The following is a 21,259-nucleotide window of genomic DNA, read 5'->3' on the forward strand; positions in this document are numbered from 1 at the left end:
TTACATTTCAATCCGATTAGTCACTAGAATCCAAATAAATCAATGAGCAGGACTCATCAATGCTTCGGGAAAACGCCAACGACCTGATTGCCTTTCTGGCGGTTGCAAAGGAGCGCAGCTTCACTAAGGCGGCGGGCAAGCTAGGGGTCTCGCAATCGGCGCTCAGCCACACCGTGCGAGGCCTGGAGGCACGATTGGGTCTCAGGCTACTGACGCGTACTACCCGCAGCGTGTCTCCCACAGAAGCGGGCGAGCGACTGATCGGGACGGTCGGCCCGATGTTCGAGGAGATCGAGTTCGCCTTGGCGGACCTCAGCGATCTGCGCGACAGGCCCGCAGGCAACATCCGCATCAGTGCCATGGATCACGCGTTGGAATTGGTACTGCGCCCTGCCCTCAAGCAGTTCCTCCCTCAGTACCCCGACATCTCGGTGGAGGTGTGCTGCGACTATAGCTTCGTGGATATCGCAGCCCAGGGCTTCGATGCTGGAGTGAGGCTCGGCGAAGCCGTGGCCGATGGCATGATCGCAACCCGCATCGGCCCGGACATGCGCATGCTGGTGGTAGGCACGCCCGATTACTTCGCCCAACGCGACGTACCTGTCACCCCGCGCTGCCTGCCGAAGCACCTGTGCAACAACCTCCGTCTGCCGACCAATGGCGGCGTCTATGCGTGGGAGTTTGCCAAGGACCACGAGACTCTCAACGTGCGCGTCGCGGGTCAGATCACCTACAACGGTGTTTACCAATTACTCGATGCCGCACTGGACGGCTTCGGGCTCAGTTACATTCCCGAAGACATCGCGGCCCCCTACATTGCCAGTGGGCAGTTGCAGGTCGTGCTCGAAGACTGGAGTCCGTGGTATTCGGGATTTCACCTGTATTACCCCAGTCGCCGCCAGGCATCGCCGGCCTTCGCGCTGCTGGTCGAGGCGCTGCGCTACCGGCCCCAAGGTTGATTAATGATCGGGCCTCATGACTCTTAGTGCTGCCCATCGACTAATCAAACTACGCCCCTGACATTAATATGCCTTGGCGTCCTTTGTGTGGAGTCGATATGCAGCATGAGCCAACCCGCTTCAACTGCGTCGGATGCGGCGCCTGCTGCAAAGGACGCTTCATCCCGCTTACGCTGCTGGAGGCGCGGCAATGGCTGGAACGCGGCCATGACGTGGCGATCCTTTTGGAGGCGTTCAAACAGCTCCATTGGCCAGCGTCAGAGCAGGAGTATCAGCACAGCCTGTTGCGTTCGGCCCAAGTCTCATGCGGCAATACCCACGTACAGGTGACGGCTATTTTCGCCGCCAACGCGCTCGCCCAGTGCCCAAACCTGCAAGCCGATGACCTCTGCAGTATCTACGACGAACGCCCGCTCGTGTGCCGTATCTATCCAATGGAAATCAATCCTTTCATCGAGCTGAAGCCGCAAGACAAGGACTGCCCACGCGAGGCGTGGGAACACGGTGAAATCATCGCCAGTGCCACGGGATCCGACTCGTCACTGAATTCGCTTATCCAGGTCTCTCGCCTCGCCGACAGGGCCGATGCGCGAGCCAAGATCGCAATCTGCAACCGACTGGGCATCAACGTGGCGGCATGGAAAGCCGAAGCTTTGGTCATCCAATTCCCGGCACGGGAGCTACTCCTAGAGGCAATAAACGCCGAAGAGCCGATCCCTGAATCAGGCACCCAAGCGTTGGGCAGGTGGAAACTTCGGGTCGCGCAGTCGTCACTTGGTGAAGCATTGGCCCGTGGAGAGCTGGCCCTTGATGATGCCGAGAGCGTCGATTACGTCTTCCACGCCTTGAGATAAATCCAAACCGGAACACTGGAAAAGGTGACTGTACCGATGAGCAAACTTATACGACATACCGCCCTGGCCGCGCTGCTCGGTGCTTCAGGTGCAGAGCTGATGGCGGCTGACTACAAGAAGAACCCTTACACGCTGGCCTACGAAGGTGCCATTACCAAAAACGAGCCGGGAAAGGTCAACATTCACCCGGTCACCTATAAGCTCAACGGCTTGGATATTTCAGCGAACGTCTACACACCCGCCAATTTTGACCCCAAAGCCAAGCATCCTGCGGTTGTTGTGGCCCATCCCAATGGGGGCGTGAAAGAACAGGTCGCCGGCTTGTACGCGCAGCGTCTGGCCGAACTGGGTTACGTCACTATTACCGCCGATGCCGCCTATCAGGGTGCCAGTGGCGGGCAACCCCGCAGCGTAGATAAACCTGCCAACCGTATAGAAGACATTCACGGCATGGCGGACTTCATAAGCCAGTACAGCGGAGCCGACAGCACACGTCTGGGCCTGCTAGGCATCTGCGGCGGTGGCGGATACTCATTGGCTGCTGCCGAGACTGACAAGCGCTTCAAATCGGTGGCCACTGTGAGCATGTTCAACTCAGGCCGGGTACGCCGCAATGGCTATGTCGATTCCCAACTGGACTCCATTCAACAGCGCATGCAACAAGCATCGGCTGCAAGAGCTCAGGAGGCTGCGGGCGGGGCAGTGATGTACTCGGGTGATGCCAATCTCAGCGATGAGCAAATCGCCAAGTTGCCCTTCGATCTGTATCGCCAAGGTTATGAGTACTACTGGAAAACCCATGCCCATCCCAACTCCACCTTCAAGTACACCACCAGCAGCCTGATCGACTTGATGCGTTTTGACGCAGCCAATCAGATCGATCTGATCCAGCAGCCGCTGCTCATGATCGCGGGGACCAAAGCTGACAGCCTCTACATGACTGAAGATGCGTTTGCCAAGGCAGCGGGCGCGAAGGACAAGGAGCTATTCAAGCTAGAGGGTGCAACGCACATCGAAACCTATTGGGTTCCCAAGTACGTGGCAGCAGCGACCGCCAAACTGGATGCGTTTTTTGGCCGTACGCTGTAAGGCCTGGATCTGATGAGCCGTGCGTGCCAGGCAGATGCCTTCAAACCGCGCTCGGCCTGCAGTCAGATATAAGTGCCTAACCAAACGATATTGGTCACCAGCCGGACCAGTTGATACCGTTCAGCCCACCCACTTTCGGGCTGACCGGTGCAAGAGATAGACCAAAGCAATGCCTGCCTTCGTCTTCCCCTCGCCATGGATTGTTAGCTGCGCGCAGGAGCAATTAGATGACAGGGCAAAGCTTGGCATCGTCTGAATTACTGGCTGATGTCTTTCGCAACGACTATCAGTGGCTCACCCATAAGCTGCGCTCGCGCCTCGGCTGCGGTGAGAACGCTGAAGACTTGGCATGCGAAGCTTTCACCCAACTGGCGGCACTGCCTCGACTGGAGGAGGTGCGTGAATCTCGGGCGATGCTCATGACGATCGCCAGCCGCGTCGTCTACGAAGTAAGGCGACGAAAACGGCTTGAGCGTTCCCATCTGGCGACTCTCACTCATCGCCCCAGCCACCACCATGTTTCTCCAGAGCGAAAACATCTTGTGCTCGCCGAGCTGGACGCAATCGACCAATCCCTGCAAGAACTGTCAGAGAAAGCCAGACAGGCTTTTTACTACAAACAATTGGAAGGGCTCACGTACGGCGAGATTGGTCAGCGGTTAGGAGTCTCCGCGAGTATGGTTCGCCAATACGTTGCCACGGCTCTGGCGAAGTGCAACTGCGCGAAGCTCACGAGCATTGGTTAAAACCCTTGTCATTTGGCCGGAGCCTCCACATCGGAAAATGCCAGCACGGCATCAGGCAAGCGTGCTCCCTTGATCTCGATCACCTGCACCGACCGATTCAGTTCGGCGACCTCCGCGGGGGTAAACCGCACTCCTGCCGCGCCGATATTTTCCAGCATATGGGCCATCTGGGTGGTTCCCGGAATCGGTACGATCCAGGGCTTTTGCGCCAGCAACCATGCCAGCGCAATCTGCGCCGGCGTCGCCTGCTTGCGTTGTGCCCAGGCATTCAGCAAATCTACCAAGGCCAGATTACGTGGCACGTTTTCGGGAAAGAAACGCCCCTCGACCTTGCGGATGTCGCCGTCGGCAAAGCGCGTCTTGCCATCAATCGCCCCTGTCAGAAACCCTACACCGAGCGGGCTCCACGGTACGAACCCAATGCCCAGCTCCTGACACGCCGATAGCACACGTTGCTCAGGTCCACGCCACAGCATTGAGTACTCGCTCTGAACGGCAGTGACCGGCAGCTCTGCATGCGCTCGTCGTAGCGTATTGAGCCCCATCTCGCAAAGCCCCCAATGCAGCACCTTTCCTTGGGCAATCAGTTCCTTGATAGCGCCTGCGACATCTTCGATAGGCACCTGCGGATCGACTCGGTGCTGATAAAGCAGGTCAATCCGATCAGTACGCAGCCGTTTCAGCATCCCTTCTACCGCAGTTTTGATGTGCTCTGGCCGACTGTTCAACCCTGGCCGACGCTCTCCGGTGCCTGGGTCGATGTTCCAACCGAACTTGGTAGCGATGACGCACTTGTTGCGAATCGGCGCCAGCCCTTCTCCCAGGATGCGCTCCACTTCAAGTGGCCCATAGGCTTCGGCAGCATCGAAGAACGTCACGTCGTGCTCATGTGCCGTACGAATGATATTGATCATCTCGGGGCGGCTGGGAATAGTGGTTTGGTAGGTGCGACTCATGTTCTGCACGCCCAACCCGATGCTCGATACCTCGAGAGCGCCAAGCTTTCGTCTGCCGGTACTGGATGATGGCGCACGGTGCGCATCTATCGATGCGGCGCCAAGTGTCGTGCCGGCACTTGCCAACACAGGCGCCATCGCCGCACCTCCCATCGCGCCCAGCAATAGACGACGACTGATTTCCACGCTTGAAGCCATTTGTATTTTCCTTAGCTTTTGCCCGAGGGAGTGATGCAGGATTCACTACCGAGAAAATTTGCTTTTGAGTGCCTCGAGGTCGCGTTTGACCGAGTCAGGCTCCTGCTCGGGCACAAGGTTGTCACGGTCGCCGATGGCATCTGTACTGGCAGCAGGATCTGCCGGCAGCGCCGAGAACAATGGGGCCAGATCGGTCTGCGCCAGACCATGGTTGGCGACCAACTCGAACGTCTTGTCAGTTGCCGCCGGCGAGGTCAGCGAAGCGACCAGCACCTGCGCAATCTGCTGCCGGGAGATCACGCCGTCGGCGGGCGATCCCGCCCAATGGGTATCGCCTTGGCGCATCACCAACTGGTGCTGGTCGGCGGCGTTATAGTCGAACCAGCCTGGGCGCACGATGGTGTAAGGCAGACCGCTGGCGCGCACCAGGCGCTCGCCCCGGCGTTTCCAGTCATGTCCCACCGACGGCTTGGTGACGCCAACAGTGGTCATCAATGCAACCCGAGCGGGCGCTTTCAGTGCATTGAGCACGTTGCGCACTGCACCGTAATTCACGGCTTCGGCGCCTTTCGCATTGTTGCCACTGATGCCATGGGTGAAGATAACCCCGGTCACTCCTGCGACTGCTTTGTCGAGGGTTTCGGCGCGAGTCAAATCACCCAGCACTACTTCCACGCCCTGATCGAACAGCTTGCCCTGGGATGGATCGCGAACCAGTGCACGGGTCTGATAGCCCCGGCGCAACGACTCGGCAACCGTAGGTTGACCGATACTGCCGCTCGCCCCCACGACCAGCACGACGGGTTTATCGGTACTCATGGTTGTACCTCGTTCGGATCGGTGTGAAGGTTCCTGCTCCTCAGCCGCAGCATTGCCAATACCTGGCAGCATGGAGCCGGCGGTCATCAGCACGGTCATGAGAGCAGCAGGTAATGAACGCACATTGGCAGACCTGGCGATCGATGTACTAGGCATCCAGAGTGTGCTCCATCCATAAGGCTAAGCACGATATGAAAACACGGCGAAACAGTCGCCACGACAATCCGTTCAACGCCCAACCATTTTCATGGCCGCCTCGGGCAAGCGGTCGCCGAGAATCTGAATCTTCGACACAGCACCATCGATTGCCGCCAGTTCTTCTTCCGTCCACTGCACGTCCACCGCGCCCAGATTTTCTTCCAGGCGAGAGCGTTTGGTTGTGCCCGGAATAGGTACAATCCAGGGCTTCTGTGACAGCAGCCAGCCAAGCGCCACCTGGGCCGGCGTGGCGCCCTTGCGTTCGGCCAACTCACGAACGAGCTTGACCAGCGCCATATTGGCTTTACGCGCCTCGACGGAAAACCGCGGTACATGGCTGCGAAAATCCGTGGGCTCAAATACTGTGTCCTCGTCGATCTGGCCCGTCAGGAACCCCGCGCCCAATGGGCTAAACGGCACGAAGCCAATCGCAAGCTCCTCAAGCAGTGGCAACAGTTCCAGCTCGGGTTCTCGCCAAAACAATGAATATTCACTTTGCACGGCAGTGAGCGGCTGAACCGCGTGTGCACGGCGAATGGTCTCGACGCCCGCTTCCGAGAGCCCGAAGTGCATGACCTTGCCCTGACCAATAAGCTCTTTCACCGCACCCGCAACGTCTTCGATAGGCACTTGTGGGTCGACACGATGCTGGTACAGCAAATCGATGCGATCGGTGCCCAGACGTGTGAGGCAGGCTTCCACCGCAGCTTTGATGTGCTCCGGCCGACTATTTGTACCCGCACCGCGCGCACCGGTCTTCGGGTCGATATCGAAGCCGAACTTCGTCGCGATGACCACCTGGTCACGGATTGGCGCGAGTGCCTCACCTAAGAGTTGTTCGTTGGTAAAGGGACCATAGGCCTCGGCAGTGTCGAACAGCGTGACGCCTCGCTGGTGAGCGTTGCGGATCAATTGGATCATGTCTTTGCTATTGGCCGGCGGGCCGTAGACAGCCGTCATGCTCATACAGCCAAGGCCGAGAGCAGAAACTTCCAGGCCATTGCCGAGCGTGCGGGTTTTCATGAGTGGCTCCTTGGGTCAAAGTATCTATGAAGTTTCGATCGCGGGTGCTGGAACTACGGCAGTACACCCGTTTTCAACTGGATTGGTTCAGGCTGCTAAACCAGTCGTTGACCTGTTCCATCGTCTTGCGCTCTTGATCGGCCTGCATTTCAAAGCCTTGGCGCAGGACGGCCTTAGGAGCATGACGTGCGAGTACCTGATAGCTGCTGCCGGGCCCATAGCCGCCGTGTGTAATGAATGGCACGATCACCTTGCCTGCAAGGTCATGGGTAGACAGAAAAGACCGAATGACAGGAGGCGCCGTTTCACCCCAGATTGGAAAGCCCAGGAAGAGAACGTCGAAGTTCGACATATCAGATACATGGGCTGCCAGGGCAGGCTCGAAGCCGCTGTCACGCTCTTGACGGCCCTGCTCTACTGTCTGCAGGTAGTCTTCGGGATAGGCATTGGCAGGCCTTATCTCAAATAGGTCGCCCTGCTGAGCGCGCTGTAATAGCCCTGCGACGACCTTGGTATTGCCCGAGCGAGAGAAATAGGCGACGAGTACTTTTGAGCCGCCAAGGCTGACCTCCTCACTTTGGGCTGGTTGCGCCGACCCTATCAGTGGCAAGCTTGCCAAGGCCGCCACTACCTTGCGGCGCATGGGGTCATTGGGTGCGGTCATCTGTTCCTCGCTCCAGAACCTTCAACGTGGACAGGAGCAATTTAACGGCACCTACCCCTTGAAACTAGCCCTCCCACCGCGCTAGGTTCTATGAGCCCGATTCATGAATTGATAGCCATACCATACCGCAGGCTCGCCTTTGGACTATTTCGCAGCATTAAACGCGTTCGTTGAAGCCGCAAACGGGAATAATTTCTCACGCGCAGCCGAGCGTCTCGGTATCAAGGCGTCGACAGTCTCCAGGTATATTAAAGACCTTGAGAGCGAGTTAGGTATTGCACTGTTCAACCGATCAACTCGCATGCTGCACCTGACTGAAGGCGGGCGGATATTTCTCCTGCACGCACGTCGGGCGTTGGAAGAGCTTGCGCAAGCGAAAGCCGCCGCCGGCGCCTTGAATCAGCACCCTCGTGGCGTCCTGCGACTCAACCTGCCGCCAGCCTTCGCCCGGCACCACATCTTGCCGGCACTGGGAGCATTCCAGGAGCGCTTTAGCGATATCGAACTGGAATTGACGCTAGATGACTCCCAGGTCGATCTTATCCATTCGGGAACCGATCTTGCCATTCGAGTGGGCCATCTGGCGGACTCGACGCTCAAGGCTCGACGCATTGCGTTTGAGACTCATCTAGTGGTGGTCAGTGCTGGGTTCGCAGACACACACTCAAAGCCGGATGTACCGACCGAGCTCGAAACCTTGCCTGCCGTCGTAGGCGTCAGTGGCCTTGCCAGCGCTACATTTACTCTACAGCAGCAAACGCATCCGGTGGTGCCCAGCAAAACCATCAAGATCAACGATCTGGAGGCTCAACTGCTAGCGGTCCATCATGGGCTGGGGTATGGAGTGCTGCCGAATTGGCTGGTGGCTGAAGGTCTGGCATGCGGGACATTGATTCAGTGGCTGGAGCCATGGCAGATACAGCTGCAGCCTAGCGCTCATGCGTCTTCGATCTGGTTCATCTATCCACCCAAGCGCATCGTGTCCACCAAGGTACGAAGTTTTATTGACTTCATGATCGAGCGTTTCGGTGTCAAGCCCTCCTGGACTCAGTAAGCCATCCTTGCCGCTGCCGACAAGGGTGGCTTCTCAGCGATTAGCTGAACCGGATGTCAAGCGAGCGCAGATGTGTCTGCAGCCCAGCATCCTGGATAGGAATCAGGTAGGCCTCTTTGCCAGATTCATTGAAATGGGCGTGCCAGTAGCCCGGTGGAGTGACGAAAGCCAGGCCTGGCTCCCAGTCCACCCTTACCGGATTGCGGATCTTGCCGTCAGCATCCAGCTCCGTACCAACCAGCGAATAACAGCCCTGCGGACAATCGACGATGAAATCCAGCGCGATCGACTGATGACGATGAGGCTTTTGGACCGAACCGGCCGGCAAGATGCCGTACATAGCCCAGAGCACGTGGGTCACAGTCCGAGTCTGCGGGAAATTGCGATTGCCGAGCAGAATGCTGATACGGCTGCGATCTTGTGCCCGAGGGTCGTTCGCGGCTTCCTGCAGCTTGGCATTGGCCACGGCCGAAGGATACAACGTGGCCGCGAAGCGGTCGCTTGTGCACCCTACGCCGAGGTAGCGCAGCATGGGTTCGTCGTGAACGTAGTACAAACGAGCGTCACTGGTCGCCGAAAACTGTGCTTCTGCCATACATGGCAATGCCATGAAATCGCCCTTCGACCATTCGATGGTCTGCCCACCTTGGGCAACGCTACCTTGGCCGCCGATCACATAAAACACCTGGGACGTTGCGTTGGGTTGCAAGCTCAACGAATCGCCGGCATTCAGGCGGATGAAGTTGGCACACAGACCCGGGCCAGTAGCGGGCCCGGCGCAGCCCATTGCTTCGCTGAGATCAAGAGGTAACACTCGGCTTGCGCCAGAGTCGTAAAGCGAGGCCGGAAAAGTCTGGTACGGGACCCGCGAAATCAGGTTCGCACTGATAGGGTTGGCGGCCTTGCTGTATTCGAAGTACTCGGCATCTCGCTGATGAAGCATCGCGGCATCGGCATCTTGGGGCTTGAATGTGCTGTTCATTACCATCACCTCAATCGTGGCTGAAGGCAGTGGCGAGGAGCCGCTGCGTGAAGTGATGCCACTATAAGCGTGGACCTGAACATGCATTAAGTACCCCGCCCGCACAGCAGTTATGCACAACGGGGAAGGCTTACGCGCGCCGCGAAGTGAGTAACTGGATAAACTTGTCGGGAGTAGATGCAAGGCAATCAGCTCAGGACATTTATGGCCACAGAACAGCTCTCGACCTTCAACCCCGTCACACTACAACTACCGTGCGGCATGCTAAGGGGACAACGACTTGGGGACGTCCAGCGATTTCTCGGCGTTCCCTTTGCCGAGCCACCCATAGGTGACTTTCGCTTCAAGGCGCCACAAGCATTAGCCGACTGGACAGGTATACGGGCAGCAAACAGCTTCGCGCGCGCAGCCATCCAGTCGCCTAGGCCTCCTACCCTTTTGCCCGATGATCCTGGTTACAGCGAGGACTGCCTCTACCTGAATGTCTGGGCGCCCATTGCGCCCGGGCCACATCCGGTTTACGTCTGGATACACGGTGGAGCCAATATGGCAGGCACCACTGCACAGCCGGTTTTCGACGGCACATCATTCGCGCGGCGCGGCGTGGTTTTTGTTTCGATCGCCTACCGCCTTGGCATCCTGGGCTTCGTCGATGTTAGCGGGCTCTTGGGTGAAGCATATCGTGGCAGCGGCAACAATGGCTTACGCGATCAGATCGCTGCACTTGAATGGGTAAAGCACAATATTGCCGCCGTGGGCGGCGACCCGGACAGGGTTACCCTCGGAGGCGAAAGCGCTGGTGGCAAAAACGTGATCAGCCTGCTTACTGCACCGGGGGCCCAAGGCCTTTTTCACCGAGCGATCTGTCAAAGCGGAGGGGGTCAGACCTATGCCGATCAGCTGATGGCGGAAGACCTGGCGCAGCGGGTTCGAATTCACCTAGGTGGGGAATCTGCCAGGGCAGATGCGCTGCTGAAGGCTACCCCAGAACAGTTGCTGGCAGCTCAAGCGTCGTTAGTCGATAGCTATCCCGCAAAATCACCCTTTCGTGCGGTCGTCGACGGCGTCGTTCTCGAACAGGCACCGCTTGCGTCCATTGCCAATGGAGCTGGCAGAGACATTCCGTTGCTGTTGGGATGGAACAAAGACGAGGCCGGCTTCTATGGCGCGTCCGCCAATGGTGACGGTGGAGTCGTGCAACAGGAGCTTGCCAACATGTCTCTGTCTGAGTTCGATCAGATCTTGATCCGATACCCTGAAACGTTCCCCCACCTCAAGGCCGAAGCGTTAAGGTTCAAGGCTCTGACCGCAGAGTCCTATGGCGTCCCGACTTTGCGCATCGCCGAGGCGCGAGCCATGATAGGGCGACCGGCCTATGTGTACCGCTTCGACCTGCCCCCCGAGCAGGGTGCTTTCCGGGGATTATGCGTACACACATCGGAGCTGCCATTGGTGTTCGGCAACGTACAGCTGCCGACCGCCGAAGCCATAGGCCCGGTCGAACCAGCCGCACAGCGAATGAGTGGAATCATGCATTCACTGTGGATTGATTTTATCACTGCCCAACCGATTTTGAGCGATGCCAAGACGATATGGCCCGTCTATGAACTCGGCGCCCGGCAAGTTGCGATTCTCGACAAAGAGCTGCGAATAAAGTCCGATCCAGATGCAGGCGAACGCATGGCTTGGACCACCTGGCAGCCGGTTGCAGCAGAATAACCGGTGATAAAAACATCGAATGGGCGCCGAGGGCTTCCCGACCCTGGCCACCCTTACTTTAACCAGCCGCCGAAAAAATTTCCCGCACCACTGTCACTTTCGGATTTTCGTTGCACATAAACAAGTGAGAGACCCTGTGAGGTCGGCCACTGAACGAGAAACCAAGATGACGAGCCTGAAAGTCCGTTTAGGCAATCATTCACTTCGCTCCACCTGGACCGCTGAATCCACCTACGAGGCTCCGCCGCAAGGAAAGCGCTTCTCGTGGGTGCTGGCGGCAGGGACGGTGCTTCTTCTCCACGCCTTGTTGGTAGGCGCGTTGCTGATGGCGCCGCCCCCGAAGAAGATCAGCCTGATGAGGGCTCCAGCGGCTCCGGCCAGCGTGCGAGTGACCATGCTGCCTCCACCGGCTCCCGAGCCGGAGCCGGTGGAGGCTCAGCCACCGCCACCGCCAGAACCTCCGGTCATGACCAGCGAGAATGCGGAGCGAACCATCGCCCCGCCCCCGCCGCCTGCGCCCAAACTTGCACCGGAGCCGCCCAAGCCTAAGCCCAAGCCCAAGCCAGTGGTACCCAAAGTGACCAAGCCTGTGCCCAAGCCGGTAAAGCCCCAGAAGCCGGCACCGCCCCAGCCTCCGGCTGAAGTAGCGAAGGACGACCCTGTCGACGCTGCACCTCAAGCACCCAGTGCGCAGCCAGCGCCGTCGCCGTCGCCGGAAAAAAATCTGCAGCCTCCCGCTGCCGGACCCAAGGACGTAGCAAGCGTGGGTTGCCGCGTTCCAGCTCCGGAGTATCCGCGCAAAGCCAAGCGCTTGCGGATCGAGGGAGAAACGCTGATCAGCCTGGTCGTTAGCGCACAGGGGAAAATCGAACAGGCCAATATCGCTCGCAGCTCCGGAAACGCCGATCTTGATGCTTCAGCGCGTCAAGCCGTGCTGGGCGCCTCGTGTACGCCATACATCGAGGCTGGTCGGCCAGTCGCGGTTCGCGCCGTACAACCGATCAGCTTCCGTCTCACTCGCTAGAACTCATTGACTTTAGAGGTACTCGAAAATGCAGGAATTTGGAATCAGTGGGGCATGGGCTCAGGCCGACGCCGTATCGCGGTCAATCGCAATCATCTTGATGATCATGTCGGTGATGTCATGGAGCGTGCTTGTGGTCAAGTCCCTTCAACTGCTGCGCGTGCGCGGCATGATGCACCGGGCCCGGACCCAGTTTTGGCATGCCAGTAATTTCCAGAAAGGTGTCGAGGCACTGGGCCCTGCGCACAACAACCCTTTCGTGGAACTGTCGATTGCCGGTCACGCCGCCGATGCGCACCAATATGAACGCAGCTCCGAGCTACACACGCGCTTCGATTTGAGCGACTGGCTTACTCGCTGCCTCAAGGACGTCCTGGACGACCGGGTCGCCAAAATGCAGTCCGGCCTCGCGATCCTCGCCTCAATCGGCAGTACTTCGCCGTTCGTTGGTTTGTTCGGTACCGTCTGGGGTATCTACCACGCCCTGGCAGTGATCGGCGCGAGCGGGGACGCCTCGCTTGCACAAGTTGCCGGGCCGGTTGGCGAGTCGTTGATCATGACCGCGTTCGGACTGTTCGTGGCCATTCCGGCGGTGCTGGGTTACAACGCCCTGGCGCGTCGCAACAAGGCGGTCATCCACCAATTGAGCCGCTTCGCACACGACCTGCACGCCTTCTTCCTGACCGGCGCCCGCGTCAACCTGACCGCCGGCGCTCCTTTCAGCGCCAAGCCCGCTGATCTTTCATTAGCACCAAATGCGATCCGAGGCGCCGTCAAATCATGAGCATGTCCGGATCCTCTTTCGAAGGTGACGATGATCTCGTCACCGATATAAACATGACGCCGCTGATCGATGTGATGCTGGTACTGCTGATCATCTTCATCATTACCTTGCCTGTCATCACTCACGCGGTGAAGGTCGACCTTCCCCGCGGCGATACCCAGAGCTCGGTGCAGCAGGAAGTAGCAGTCGATATCTCGATTACTGCCGACGGAACCATTCTGTGGAACAAGGAGCCGCTGGACGATCAGCAACTTCAGCAGAAAGTTGCCGAGAGTGCCGTATTGGTCCCAGCCCCGACCCTGCGCGTGTATGCCGACAAGGAAGTACGCTACGACCGCGTTGCTCACCTGCTCGCAACCGCACAAGGCGGTGGGCTGTCCAAGATCGACTTCGTTACCCAGGCTACCTCGCCCTAGGCAGTCGTACCTCGCCAAGGGGAAATGACTTCCCTTTGGCTGGTGTGAGAACCAAGGCCTGCGCACTGCCCACCAAGAACAATATGGTATGCTTCACCCCATAGCCCATCAACGCTGTTAGACGCAAAAGACGAAACGGTCAGCGCGAGACGGAGCCTACATGGCCGAAGCATCTTCCTGCACTAGCAATTCCTCCCTCCAATGGACAGCCTTCTACGGCGATCCGCAACTTGCGCAGTTCTATTTCAATCGTCTTCGCTGGCATGCTAAAGCCGGACAGCTTCTTGTATCCCGACAACCGACATGGAGCGGCGGCAAGGGCACGATCAGCTCGGCGATGGTTCACAGCACCGACCCGGAAATATTCGAGCGGATGACCGGCTTGCCTTATTCCCTGGCTATGTTGCTGGAGATGCTTCAGCTCACAAGTTCGAACGACATCGACTTCATTGCCGACGCACTGCCCGCAGGCACCGCCACCCATAATATAGCCGCGCAAGTCATGCGGGACTGGTTCGCAGATCCGGCTTGTCGGTGGTCTGAACTGATCAACGACAAGCAAGTGGACGACTTACGCCTGGAGTGGATAGCGGCTTGCGAGAAGTGGCTGACCGGTCAAAACAGTGACGACGCCACTGAACTCAATCAACGCATGCGCGCACTGCTAAGACCCAACGATGCGATGAGCACCGTGCAGAACACTGTTCTTGAAAGCCTGATCGCCCTATCCCCTCCCCCCGCCACTAACAGTGCGGGACGGTGGCGCAGCATCACGCTCGGGCGCGGCGTGCATTCGAAATTCATGGTGGCCCAGTTCGCCCTCGGCTGGACCACTTCTGATTTCGCCAAGGAGACCGAACTGTTCCAATGGTTCACCGAGCGGCAGAAACAAGAACCCGGTGGTCAGTTTACCGAGGCGACACTCAAGGTCGCTCAAGAGGAGTGGAGCCTCCTGCCCAAGGATCATGACTATATCGCCAAAGAGGAGTATTTCTTCGAGCACATTAACAGTGCACTGGCGCCCATTAATGAGCGCTTGCGTAACATTGTCCGCCGACGTCTTAAGGCCAGTCTCTGCACGCCCGAGGAAGGTCAGATATCCGCGAGCCCACGCACAACCTATTGAAATACAATTGAAATATAACGGCTGAACGTCCGATTTGACTAAGTCCTGATGCCCGCTTTTCTATTCGCGGCTCCCACTCGCCCTTGGCCCGCTTATTGCTTATGAGGTTGTAGACTTATATATCTACGCGGGTATCAATAATCATGACTGAGCAGACACTTCGCTCAACGGAACTGTTGGACGATGTTTTCCGTAGTGATTACCAGTGGTTGACACACAAGCTGCGCTATCGGCTTGGGTGCGGTGAAAGCGCCGAGGACGTCGCCAGCGAAACCTTCACGCAGTTGGCTGCCATGCCACGACTCGAAGAAGTTCGCGAGCCGCGCTCGATGCTGATCACCATCGCCAGCCGCGTTGCCTATGAAGTACGCCGTCGGAAAAAATTGGAGCGTGCGCACCTGTATTATCTGTCGCAGCGCCCCGAAGACAGCCATGCCTCTCCTGAGCGCAAGCAAATGCTGCTGCAAGAATTAGGCAGCATAGAGCAGGCATTGGACGGTTTGTCACCGCGAGCGAGTCAGGCCTTTTATTTAAGCCAGCTGGAGGGCCTGACTTACGCTGAAATCGGCGAACGCCTGGGTGTATCGGCCAGCATGGTCCGCCAATATATGGCCAAGGCCTTGCAGGTGTGTTGGGATATCGGCAATCCAGAGGCGAATTAATTTCGCGCAGCGCTGTCACTTTCCCGATCTCATTGCACATATAAGGTAATTCCATTGAAACGGATTACCTTCAGTGAGCCGCACACCCTCCCCTGCTGCCGAACGCCCGAGCATTATCGGGCTATTGCTTCCTTATTGGCGCAGCGCTGATCGCTGGAAGGCACTGACGCTCCTGGCCGTCATCCTGACCATCAGTTTTACCACGATATACGCGCACATTGCCTTGAACGACGTTCACGGCAAGACGACCGACGCATTGATCAAGCTAGACTGGTCGCACATCAAGCCATTGCTACTGCTGACGTTTGGCTATGGCTTGATCACCGTGCTGATGCCCATCACTTCCACCATTGTCCAAGATTATCTGCAACTGCGCTGGCGGACCTGGATGACCCGTGGACTGCTGGACCGCTGGACCAGTCGCCTGACCTACTACAAGATTGAGCGCGACGACCTTCTCAGCAACGCGGACCAACGCATCGCCGAAGACACCCGCGAGTTTGTTGACAGTTCACTGAACCTTTTCATCAAGCTCGTTACCGTGGTCGCCGGGGTCATATCCTACACCGTCGTGCTCTGGTCTCTCTCCGGGACCCTAGAGTTCACGGTGATGGGCGTCGACGTCGCCATTCCGGGATACATGGTCTTCGCGGCTTACCTGTACTCCATCGCCCATCTGGCGGTAACCCACTGGTTGGGCAAACAGCTCATTGGCCTGAACAACCATAAACAAACGGTCGAAGCCGACCTGCGCTTCACGGGCATGCAACTGCGTGAAAACGCGGAGCAGATCGCTTTTTACAAAGGCGGTGCGCGCGAGGGCGGTCGACTGCAGGCGCGCTTTACCCGGGTACGCGATAACACGCTGCAGGTCCTGATACGCACCTTCAAGGTGATGTTCGGCCAGAGCACCTTTTCTCATGTGTTCAGCCTGCTGCCTACGCTGCTTGCACTTCCGCTGCTGTTGCAGGGCAAGATTAGCTACGGCGATATGATCAAGCTGATTGGCGCCTACGCCATGGTCACCAGCAGCCTTTCGTTCTTTCAACAGGCCTATCAGCAGTACGCGCAGTGGATGGCGTGGACAAACCGTTTGAGGGATCTGCACTGGACCTTCAACAAAGCCGAGTCGCAAGCCACTCATATCTCAGTTACGCAGACGCAATCATCCACCTTGCGCTGTCAGCAGCTCACGTTGCAATCGCCTACCCATCACTCACTCACCAAGCTGTCCGATTGGCAGGTCGCCCCTGGCGAGCGCTGGCTAGTGCGCGGCCCGTCCGGGTGCGGCAAGAGTACCTTGCTGCGCGCCTGCGCCGGCCTATGGCCCTACGGCAATGGCAGCATCGAAACACCCGCAAATGCCCAATCGATGTTTTTGCCACAGAAGAGCTACATCCCTGCTGGCACCTTGAAAGCCGCACTGTGCTACCCGTCCGACCCCGATCAATTCAGTGACGCGCAGTGTCGCCAGGCATTGACCGACTGCGCACTGGAGAGTCGTGCGGACTCTTTGACGACCAATGATCGCTGGCAGCACGTGCTTTCCGGCGGCGAGCAACAGCGCTTGGCCATCGGGCGGGTATTACTGCACAAACCAGACTTCATTTTCCTAGACGAGGCTACCAGCGCTCTGGACCCAGCGACCGAACAACGTCTTTACCAAACCTTGATTACCCAGCTACCGGACAGCGCCATCATCAGCGTTGCCCATCGCAAGTCTCTTGAAGACTTCCATCCACACCACCTCGATCTCGCTCGCCGCGCCGACGCCTGATTTGCTTTGGAGATTTACATGCCCCACACCACTATTGCAGCTACCGACGTGTCGCTCAAAGAATATCTAGCCAAAGCAGACGCTCCGATCCTGCTCGACCTATGGGCACCTTGGTGCGCACCGTGCCGTGCCCTGGCACCCACCTTGGAAAAACTGGCGGAAGAAGCCGGCGATGAACTCATCGTGCTCAAGGTAGATGTCGACGAGTACCCTGCGGTACGTGAACGGTATGCCGTGCGCGGCATTCCGACCATGATCCTTCTCAAGGGCGAAACCGAGCTGGCACGCCTTTCCGGCACTCAACCCCTGAGTAAGCTCAAACAGTGGCTGAGTGAACACGGCGCGCCGATCGAGACCAAGGCAGCCCGGCCTACCCAGACGGCCCAGCGCTGGGGCGCGTTTTACGGTGATGCGCAACTTCGCGATTTCCTTGTGACGCGCATGAAACAACACGCCGATCAAGGTGATGTGAGCACTTCCCGAGCACCAGTATGGATGGCAGGCAAAGGCACATTTGCCGCGACATTGGTACACAGCGAGAGCCTCGACGTATTCGAACGCGTCTCAGGCCTGCCAGCAAGTCTCGCTCCGGCTTTGGACTTTGTCGGTGCCTGCAACGAACAGGAAGTCAGTGCCCTGCTCGATGACCTGCGTATTGACACGGACCTTAACCATGCGGCTTTGCAGCTCCTGCAAAACTGGATGAGCGACCCGGCGCATCGCTGGACCGATGTGCTCGGCGAGCCGCAACTCGACGAATTGCGTGTGCAATGGCTTGCGCTGTGCCAACAAGCGATGACCCAGCAAGCTCCTGCGGCGCAAAAATGGGAGCAACTGCGTGAAGCCGCCGCTGCACTGGAGAACCCCAAGCACGATCCTCATCGGCAACTACAAGGCATGTTGGCCAACCTACTGACGCGGGTGTCGCCGCTGCCTGCCAGCAGCGATGGCCTGGCATGGAGCGCGGTATTCCAGGCCGCTGGGTGGTGCAGTCTGCATCTGCTGATGGACTCGATGGACTGGACCGCCGTAGAGCGCGCAACACCGGCACTGCGCAGCAACTGGTTCCAGACCCACGAGCGCGAACTGGGTGGTTTCAGCAAGGAGCAGCTGCAAGCTCATCGCGAACAGTGGAACGCCGAGAACGCCGAGTTTCTGATCAAGGAACAAGCGTTTCACGCCCAGTACGGCGAGAACGCCAAAGCGCCGAATCTTAGACGCATCGCCGCCCTTGCCCAGGCACTGGCCAAAGCTCCCCTTTACCTCCCGGCGTGACACGCAGACAGGATACCCAGATGTCTTTTACATTCGAACAAGCGCGCCTGGCGGCCGTCGCCGAGCAGTTGCTCGCACTGGCCAAGACTGGTGGAGCCACGGACGCCAAGGTACATCTTTCGACCGGCCAAGGCCTGAGCGTCAACATGCGCCAAGGCCGATTGCGAGCTCGCCGTGAAGAGGCGCACAACAGCGTCACCCTCACGGTGTACAGGGGGCAGCGGCAAGGCAGCACACAATCCACGGATTTCAGCGACACAAGCTTGAGCGAGATGGCAGAGGCTGCCTGCGCTATCGCCACGCACACGGCTGAAGATCCCTGTGCCGGGCTCGCCGAAGCCACGGCAATGTGCTCTAGCCCGCGGGACCTGCAAATTTACACACCTTGGGAGGTGACATCGGAACAAGCCCAGCAGCTGGCCGCGCGCATCGAGGCTGGCATGAACGATGTTGGCCAAGGCGTGGAAAGTGATAGTGCCACGGTCAGCGCCTTCCAGATGCACACCTTTCTGGCCAACAGCCGCGGCTTCGCCGATGGCTACGCCCAGTCACGCCATAGCCTGGGTGGCGCAGCCTTAGCTGGGGAAGGGTCCAGCCGACACTTGGGTTACTGGTCGAGCCAGGCACGGGCAAGTGAACGGTTGAAATCCCCCGAAGAGGTTGGTGCCAAAGCGGCACGCAAAGCGCTGAGTTACTTGAATGATCGTCCAGTACAAACTGGGCGCTACCAGGTGCTGTTCGACCCCCATATGGCGATTTCGCTGTTGGGGGACCTGACCAACGGTATCACGGGCCGCGCCCTGTTCACCCAAAGCAGCTATCTACGCGACCGCCTTGGCACTCAGGTAATGGCCGACCACCTTACGTTGACTGAAGATCCGTACATCCTGGGCGGCATGGCGAGCGCGCCATTCGATGACGATGGCGTATCGGGACAAAGCCGAGCGCTGGTGGAGAATGGCATCTTGCAGGGTTACCTGCTCTCCACCTATGCAGGCCGCCGCCTGGGCCTAGCCTCCACGGGCAATGCCAGCGGGCCGTACAACGTCGCGCTAAGCAGCCATCACACGTGCCCTGAAGACGGCTTCAACGCGATGCTGGCTCGTCTGGACACAGGTTTGCTGGTCACTCAACTCAATGGCGAAGGCACCCAATTGCTCAACGGTAATTACTCGCGCACCGCCAAAGGCTTCTGGGTAGAAAACGGCGTGATCGTGCATCCGGTCACCGGAATCACCATCGCTGGAAACCTTAATGAGATGTTGAGCCAAATCACCGCGGTGGGTAGCGACCTTGAGACCCAAGGCAACTTCACCAGCGGGTCGGTACTCATCTCGCAAATGCAAATAGGCGGGCGTTAAGTGACCGTGGAAAACCTCATGAACGATACCAATACCCCCGATAATCTTGCATTGGCCAGCGACAAACTCTTGGTGCCCAATGGCCTGGAGCTGAGCGACTTGCGCAAGACGCTCGACCAGGTCATGACCCACCGGGTGGACTTCGCCGACCTGTACCTGCAATCCATTCGCCGTGAAAGCTGGTCGCTGGAGAATAGCCAGGTCAAAGCCGGCAGCTTCAATGTCGATCAGGGCTTCGGGCTGCGCGCCAGCGAACTGGACCAGACCGCCTTTGCCTATTCACAACAGATCACCCACAAACGCCTGAGCAATGCTGCCGATTCGGTTCGCAGCATTGCCGGCAAAGGCAGCAGCGCGCGGATGCCGCTTGTGGAAACGCGAATGATCGATCGCCCAAGTTATGGCACCGACGACCCCCTGCTGGGCTCCTCGGCATCGGCCAACATCGCGCTGCTCGAACAGGTCGAGCAGTACGCTCGCAGCGCCGACCCTCGTGTCACTCACGTTTCGGCAACACTGGAACTTAGGCATGAAATGATGATGGTGATGCGTCACGATGGGCGCCTGGCTGCCGACGTGCGCCCGCTGGTGCTGCTGTTCATACGCATCACCGTACAACACAACGGCAAACGGGAAGCGGCTACCGGTGGCATGGGTGGGCGCAATGGCTTCCTGTATTTCGAAGCGTCCACATTGCAGATCGAGGTCAAGCGTATCGTCGATAGCGCCTTGATTAACCTCGACGCAATACAAGCTCCGTCGGGTCAACTGCCTGTGGTACTGGCTAGCGGTTGGCCTGGCATGCTGCTGCACGAGGCAATGGGCCACGGCTTCGAGGGCGATTTCAACCGGACTGGTAGCTCCATCTACTCCTCGAAAATGGGGCAAAGCGTGGCCGCTCCAGGCGTCACTATCTATGACGATGCCACGGTACCTGGCTCGCGCGGCTCGCTGAACATCGATGATGAAGGTGAACCGGGGCAGCGTACCGCACTCATTCAAAAAGGCGTGCTGCGCAGCTATATGCACGACGACCTGAATGCCCGCTTGATGAAGCAACGCCCGACTGGCAACGGTCGCCGCCAGTCCTATGCGCACTTGCCCATGCCACGCATGACCAATACGTTCATGGAGCCAGGCGAGTACGCGCCGCAGGAGATCATCGAATCGGTGAAACGCGGGGTCTATCTGCAGGACCTGGGCAGCGGCGAAGTGGATATCGTCAGCGGGCAGTTCTGCTTCCAGAGTGCCCTGGCCTGGCTGATCGAAGACGGAAAGCTAACCGCCCCGATAAGGGGAGCGACCCTGACCGGCAGCGGTCCAGAGACGCTGCGCCATATCAGCATGGTCGGTAACGACCTGGCACTGGACCGCGGCCTAGCCATGTGCGGCAAAGCCGGCCAGCGTGTTCCGGTCGGCGTAGGCCAACCGACGTTGAAGATCGATAACCTACTGGTGGGCGGCACCGCTCGATAAACCATTGTTAAAAAAAATGGGATCGGCACTGTCACTTTAGGATCCTCATTGCACTTTAGTAATAACTGCACTGAATGGCAGGATAATTTCGTAGTTC

Annotated in this window: 20 protein-coding genes; 15 read left to right on the plus strand and 5 right to left on the minus strand. The window is 58.3% G+C overall.

Features of this window, described 5'->3' with window-relative positions:
* The first annotated feature begins 59 nt into the window (after nucleotides 1-59).
* The 4 genes from SLW75_RS04215 (at nucleotide 60) to SLW75_RS04230 (ending at nucleotide 3,648) form a co-directional block, all read left to right on the plus strand.
* Nucleotides 60-959, plus strand: coding sequence for a LysR family transcriptional regulator (locus SLW75_RS04215; RefSeq protein ID WP_410933618.1), 900 nt, complete (start codon nucleotides 60-62; stop codon nucleotides 957-959).
* 98 nt (nucleotides 960-1,057) lie between these two features.
* Nucleotides 1,058-1,813, plus strand: a complete 756-nt coding sequence (locus tag SLW75_RS04220; RefSeq protein ID WP_410933619.1) for a YkgJ family cysteine cluster protein — start codon at nucleotides 1,058-1,060, stop codon at nucleotides 1,811-1,813.
* Nucleotides 1,814-1,849: 36 nt separating this feature from the next.
* A complete protein-coding gene (locus SLW75_RS04225) occupies nucleotides 1,850-2,902 on the plus strand; it encodes an alpha/beta hydrolase (RefSeq protein ID WP_410933816.1) in 1,053 nt (350 codons plus the stop codon).
* Nucleotides 2,903-3,129: 227 nt separating this feature from the next.
* Complete coding sequence (locus tag SLW75_RS04230; protein WP_410933620.1) at nucleotides 3,130-3,648, plus strand: sigma-70 family RNA polymerase sigma factor; 519 nt, start codon at nucleotides 3,130-3,132, stop codon at nucleotides 3,646-3,648.
* A gap of 8 nt (nucleotides 3,649-3,656) precedes the next feature.
* On the opposite strand, the gene SLW75_RS04235 is transcribed toward SLW75_RS04230, so the two are convergent.
* The 4 genes from SLW75_RS04235 to SLW75_RS04250 form a co-directional block, all read right to left on the minus strand.
* Nucleotides 3,657-4,802 carry an aldo/keto reductase gene (locus SLW75_RS04235; RefSeq protein WP_410933621.1) on the minus strand — a complete coding sequence of 382 codons (1,146 nt, stop codon included), beginning with the start codon at nucleotides 4,800-4,802 and terminating at the stop codon, nucleotides 3,657-3,659.
* Nucleotides 4,803-4,847: 45 nt separating this feature from the next.
* Nucleotides 4,848-5,621 (minus strand): SDR family oxidoreductase, encoded by a 774-nt coding sequence (locus SLW75_RS04240; protein WP_410933622.1) that lies wholly within the window; start codon nucleotides 5,619-5,621, stop codon nucleotides 4,848-4,850.
* A gap of 228 nt (nucleotides 5,622-5,849) precedes the next feature.
* Nucleotides 5,850-6,842, minus strand: coding sequence for an aldo/keto reductase (locus tag SLW75_RS04245; protein ID WP_410933623.1), 993 nt, complete (start codon nucleotides 6,840-6,842; stop codon nucleotides 5,850-5,852).
* Nucleotides 6,843-6,915: 73 nt separating this feature from the next.
* A complete protein-coding gene (locus tag SLW75_RS04250; protein ID WP_410930295.1) occupies nucleotides 6,916-7,506 on the minus strand; it encodes a flavodoxin in 591 nt (196 codons plus the stop codon).
* Nucleotides 7,507-7,645: 139 nt separating this feature from the next.
* On the opposite strand from SLW75_RS04250, the gene SLW75_RS04255 reads away from it, so the two are divergent.
* The gene (locus tag SLW75_RS04255; RefSeq protein ID WP_410933624.1) at nucleotides 7,646-8,560 is read left to right on the plus strand and encodes a LysR family transcriptional regulator; all 915 of its coding nucleotides are present in this window, start codon (nucleotides 7,646-7,648) and stop codon (nucleotides 8,558-8,560) included.
* Between the two features lie 40 nt (nucleotides 8,561-8,600).
* Here the strand turns inward: SLW75_RS04255 and SLW75_RS04260 are convergent, their stop codons facing one another.
* A complete protein-coding gene (locus SLW75_RS04260; protein ID WP_410933625.1) occupies nucleotides 8,601-9,542 on the minus strand; it encodes a cupin in 942 nt (313 codons plus the stop codon).
* A gap of 204 nt (nucleotides 9,543-9,746) precedes the next feature.
* Here SLW75_RS04260 and SLW75_RS04265 point away from each other — a divergent pair, with 204 nt between their 5' ends.
* The 10 genes from SLW75_RS04265 to tldD all read left to right on the plus strand — a co-directional run bounded on the left by SLW75_RS04265 (nucleotide 9,747) and on the right by tldD (nucleotide 21,162).
* Nucleotides 9,747-11,261 carry a carboxylesterase/lipase family protein gene (locus tag SLW75_RS04265; RefSeq protein WP_410933626.1) on the plus strand — a complete coding sequence of 505 codons (1,515 nt, stop codon included), beginning with the start codon at nucleotides 9,747-9,749 and terminating at the stop codon, nucleotides 11,259-11,261.
* A gap of 166 nt (nucleotides 11,262-11,427) precedes the next feature.
* Nucleotides 11,428-12,285 carry an energy transducer TonB gene (locus SLW75_RS04270; protein ID WP_410933627.1) on the plus strand — a complete coding sequence of 286 codons (858 nt, stop codon included), beginning with the start codon at nucleotides 11,428-11,430 and terminating at the stop codon, nucleotides 12,283-12,285.
* A gap of 100 nt (nucleotides 12,286-12,385) precedes the next feature.
* Entirely contained in the window at nucleotides 12,386-13,069 is a 684-nt protein-coding gene (locus tag SLW75_RS04275) for a MotA/TolQ/ExbB proton channel family protein (RefSeq protein ID WP_410933817.1), read from the plus strand.
* A complete protein-coding gene (locus SLW75_RS04280; RefSeq protein WP_410933628.1) occupies nucleotides 13,066-13,485 on the plus strand; it encodes an ExbD/TolR family protein in 420 nt (139 codons plus the stop codon). Before SLW75_RS04275 ends, SLW75_RS04280 begins: the two co-directional genes overlap by 4 nt.
* 160 nt (nucleotides 13,486-13,645) lie before the next feature.
* Nucleotides 13,646-14,611 (plus strand): hypothetical protein, encoded by a 966-nt coding sequence (locus SLW75_RS04285; RefSeq protein WP_410933629.1) that lies wholly within the window; start codon nucleotides 13,646-13,648, stop codon nucleotides 14,609-14,611.
* Nucleotides 14,612-14,754: 143 nt separating this feature from the next.
* Nucleotides 14,755-15,273 carry a sigma-70 family RNA polymerase sigma factor gene (locus SLW75_RS04290; protein ID WP_410933630.1) on the plus strand — a complete coding sequence of 173 codons (519 nt, stop codon included), beginning with the start codon at nucleotides 14,755-14,757 and terminating at the stop codon, nucleotides 15,271-15,273.
* Nucleotides 15,274-15,346: 73 nt separating this feature from the next.
* Nucleotides 15,347-17,050, plus strand: a complete 1,704-nt coding sequence (locus SLW75_RS04295; protein WP_410933631.1) for an ABC transporter ATP-binding protein/permease — start codon at nucleotides 15,347-15,349, stop codon at nucleotides 17,048-17,050.
* 18 nt (nucleotides 17,051-17,068) lie between these two features.
* Nucleotides 17,069-18,325 (plus strand): thioredoxin domain-containing protein, encoded by a 1,257-nt coding sequence (locus SLW75_RS04300; RefSeq protein WP_410933632.1) that lies wholly within the window; start codon nucleotides 17,069-17,071, stop codon nucleotides 18,323-18,325.
* A gap of 20 nt (nucleotides 18,326-18,345) precedes the next feature.
* On the plus strand, nucleotides 18,346-19,686 hold the full coding sequence (locus SLW75_RS04305; RefSeq protein WP_410933633.1) for a TldD/PmbA family protein: 1,341 nt from the start codon (nucleotides 18,346-18,348) through the stop codon (nucleotides 19,684-19,686).
* An 18-nt stretch (nucleotides 19,687-19,704) separates the two neighbouring features.
* A complete protein-coding gene (gene tldD / locus SLW75_RS04310; RefSeq protein ID WP_410933634.1) occupies nucleotides 19,705-21,162 on the plus strand; it encodes a metalloprotease TldD in 1,458 nt (485 codons plus the stop codon).
* Nucleotides 21,163-21,259 lie beyond the last annotated feature (97 nt).

Source organism: Pseudomonas sp. W5-01, assembly GCF_046540435.1.
Lineage (GTDB): Bacteria > Pseudomonadota > Gammaproteobacteria > Pseudomonadales > Pseudomonadaceae > Aquipseudomonas > Aquipseudomonas graminis_B.

Bases quoted from the DNA above. Each gene is read 5' to 3' on its own strand.
- SLW75_RS04215 (WP_410933618.1), top strand. From the start codon at position 60: ATGCTTCGGGAAAACGCCAACGACCTGATTGCCTTTCTGGCGGTTGCA.
- SLW75_RS04220 (WP_410933619.1), top strand. From the start codon at position 1,058: ATGCAGCATGAGCCAACCCGCTTCAACTGCGTCGGATGCGGCGCCTGC.
- SLW75_RS04225 (WP_410933816.1), top strand. From the start codon at position 1,850: ATGAGCAAACTTATACGACATACCGCCCTGGCCGCGCTGCTCGGTGCT.
- SLW75_RS04230 (WP_410933620.1), top strand. From the start codon at position 3,130: ATGACAGGGCAAAGCTTGGCATCGTCTGAATTACTGGCTGATGTCTTT.
- SLW75_RS04235 (WP_410933621.1), bottom strand. From the start codon at position 4,802: ATGGCTTCAAGCGTGGAAATCAGTCGTCGTCTATTGCTGGGCGCGATG.
- SLW75_RS04240 (WP_410933622.1), bottom strand. From the start codon at position 5,621: ATGAGTACCGATAAACCCGTCGTGCTGGTCGTGGGGGCGAGCGGCAGT.
- SLW75_RS04245 (WP_410933623.1), bottom strand. From the start codon at position 6,842: ATGAAAACCCGCACGCTCGGCAATGGCCTGGAAGTTTCTGCTCTCGGC.
- SLW75_RS04250 (WP_410930295.1), bottom strand. From the start codon at position 7,506: ATGACCGCACCCAATGACCCCATGCGCCGCAAGGTAGTGGCGGCCTTG.
- SLW75_RS04260 (WP_410933625.1), bottom strand. From the start codon at position 9,542: ATGAACAGCACATTCAAGCCCCAAGATGCCGATGCCGCGATGCTTCAT.
- SLW75_RS04265 (WP_410933626.1), top strand. From the start codon at position 9,747: ATGGCCACAGAACAGCTCTCGACCTTCAACCCCGTCACACTACAACTA.
- SLW75_RS04270 (WP_410933627.1), top strand. From the start codon at position 11,428: ATGACGAGCCTGAAAGTCCGTTTAGGCAATCATTCACTTCGCTCCACC.
- SLW75_RS04275 (WP_410933817.1), top strand. From the start codon at position 12,386: ATGATCATGTCGGTGATGTCATGGAGCGTGCTTGTGGTCAAGTCCCTT.
- SLW75_RS04280 (WP_410933628.1), top strand. From the start codon at position 13,066: ATGAGCATGTCCGGATCCTCTTTCGAAGGTGACGATGATCTCGTCACC.
- SLW75_RS04285 (WP_410933629.1), top strand. From the start codon at position 13,646: ATGGCCGAAGCATCTTCCTGCACTAGCAATTCCTCCCTCCAATGGACA.
- SLW75_RS04290 (WP_410933630.1), top strand. From the start codon at position 14,755: ATGACTGAGCAGACACTTCGCTCAACGGAACTGTTGGACGATGTTTTC.
- SLW75_RS04300 (WP_410933632.1), top strand. From the start codon at position 17,069: ATGCCCCACACCACTATTGCAGCTACCGACGTGTCGCTCAAAGAATAT.
- SLW75_RS04305 (WP_410933633.1), top strand. From the start codon at position 18,346: ATGTCTTTTACATTCGAACAAGCGCGCCTGGCGGCCGTCGCCGAGCAG.
- tldD (WP_410933634.1), top strand. From the start codon at position 19,705: ATGAACGATACCAATACCCCCGATAATCTTGCATTGGCCAGCGACAAA.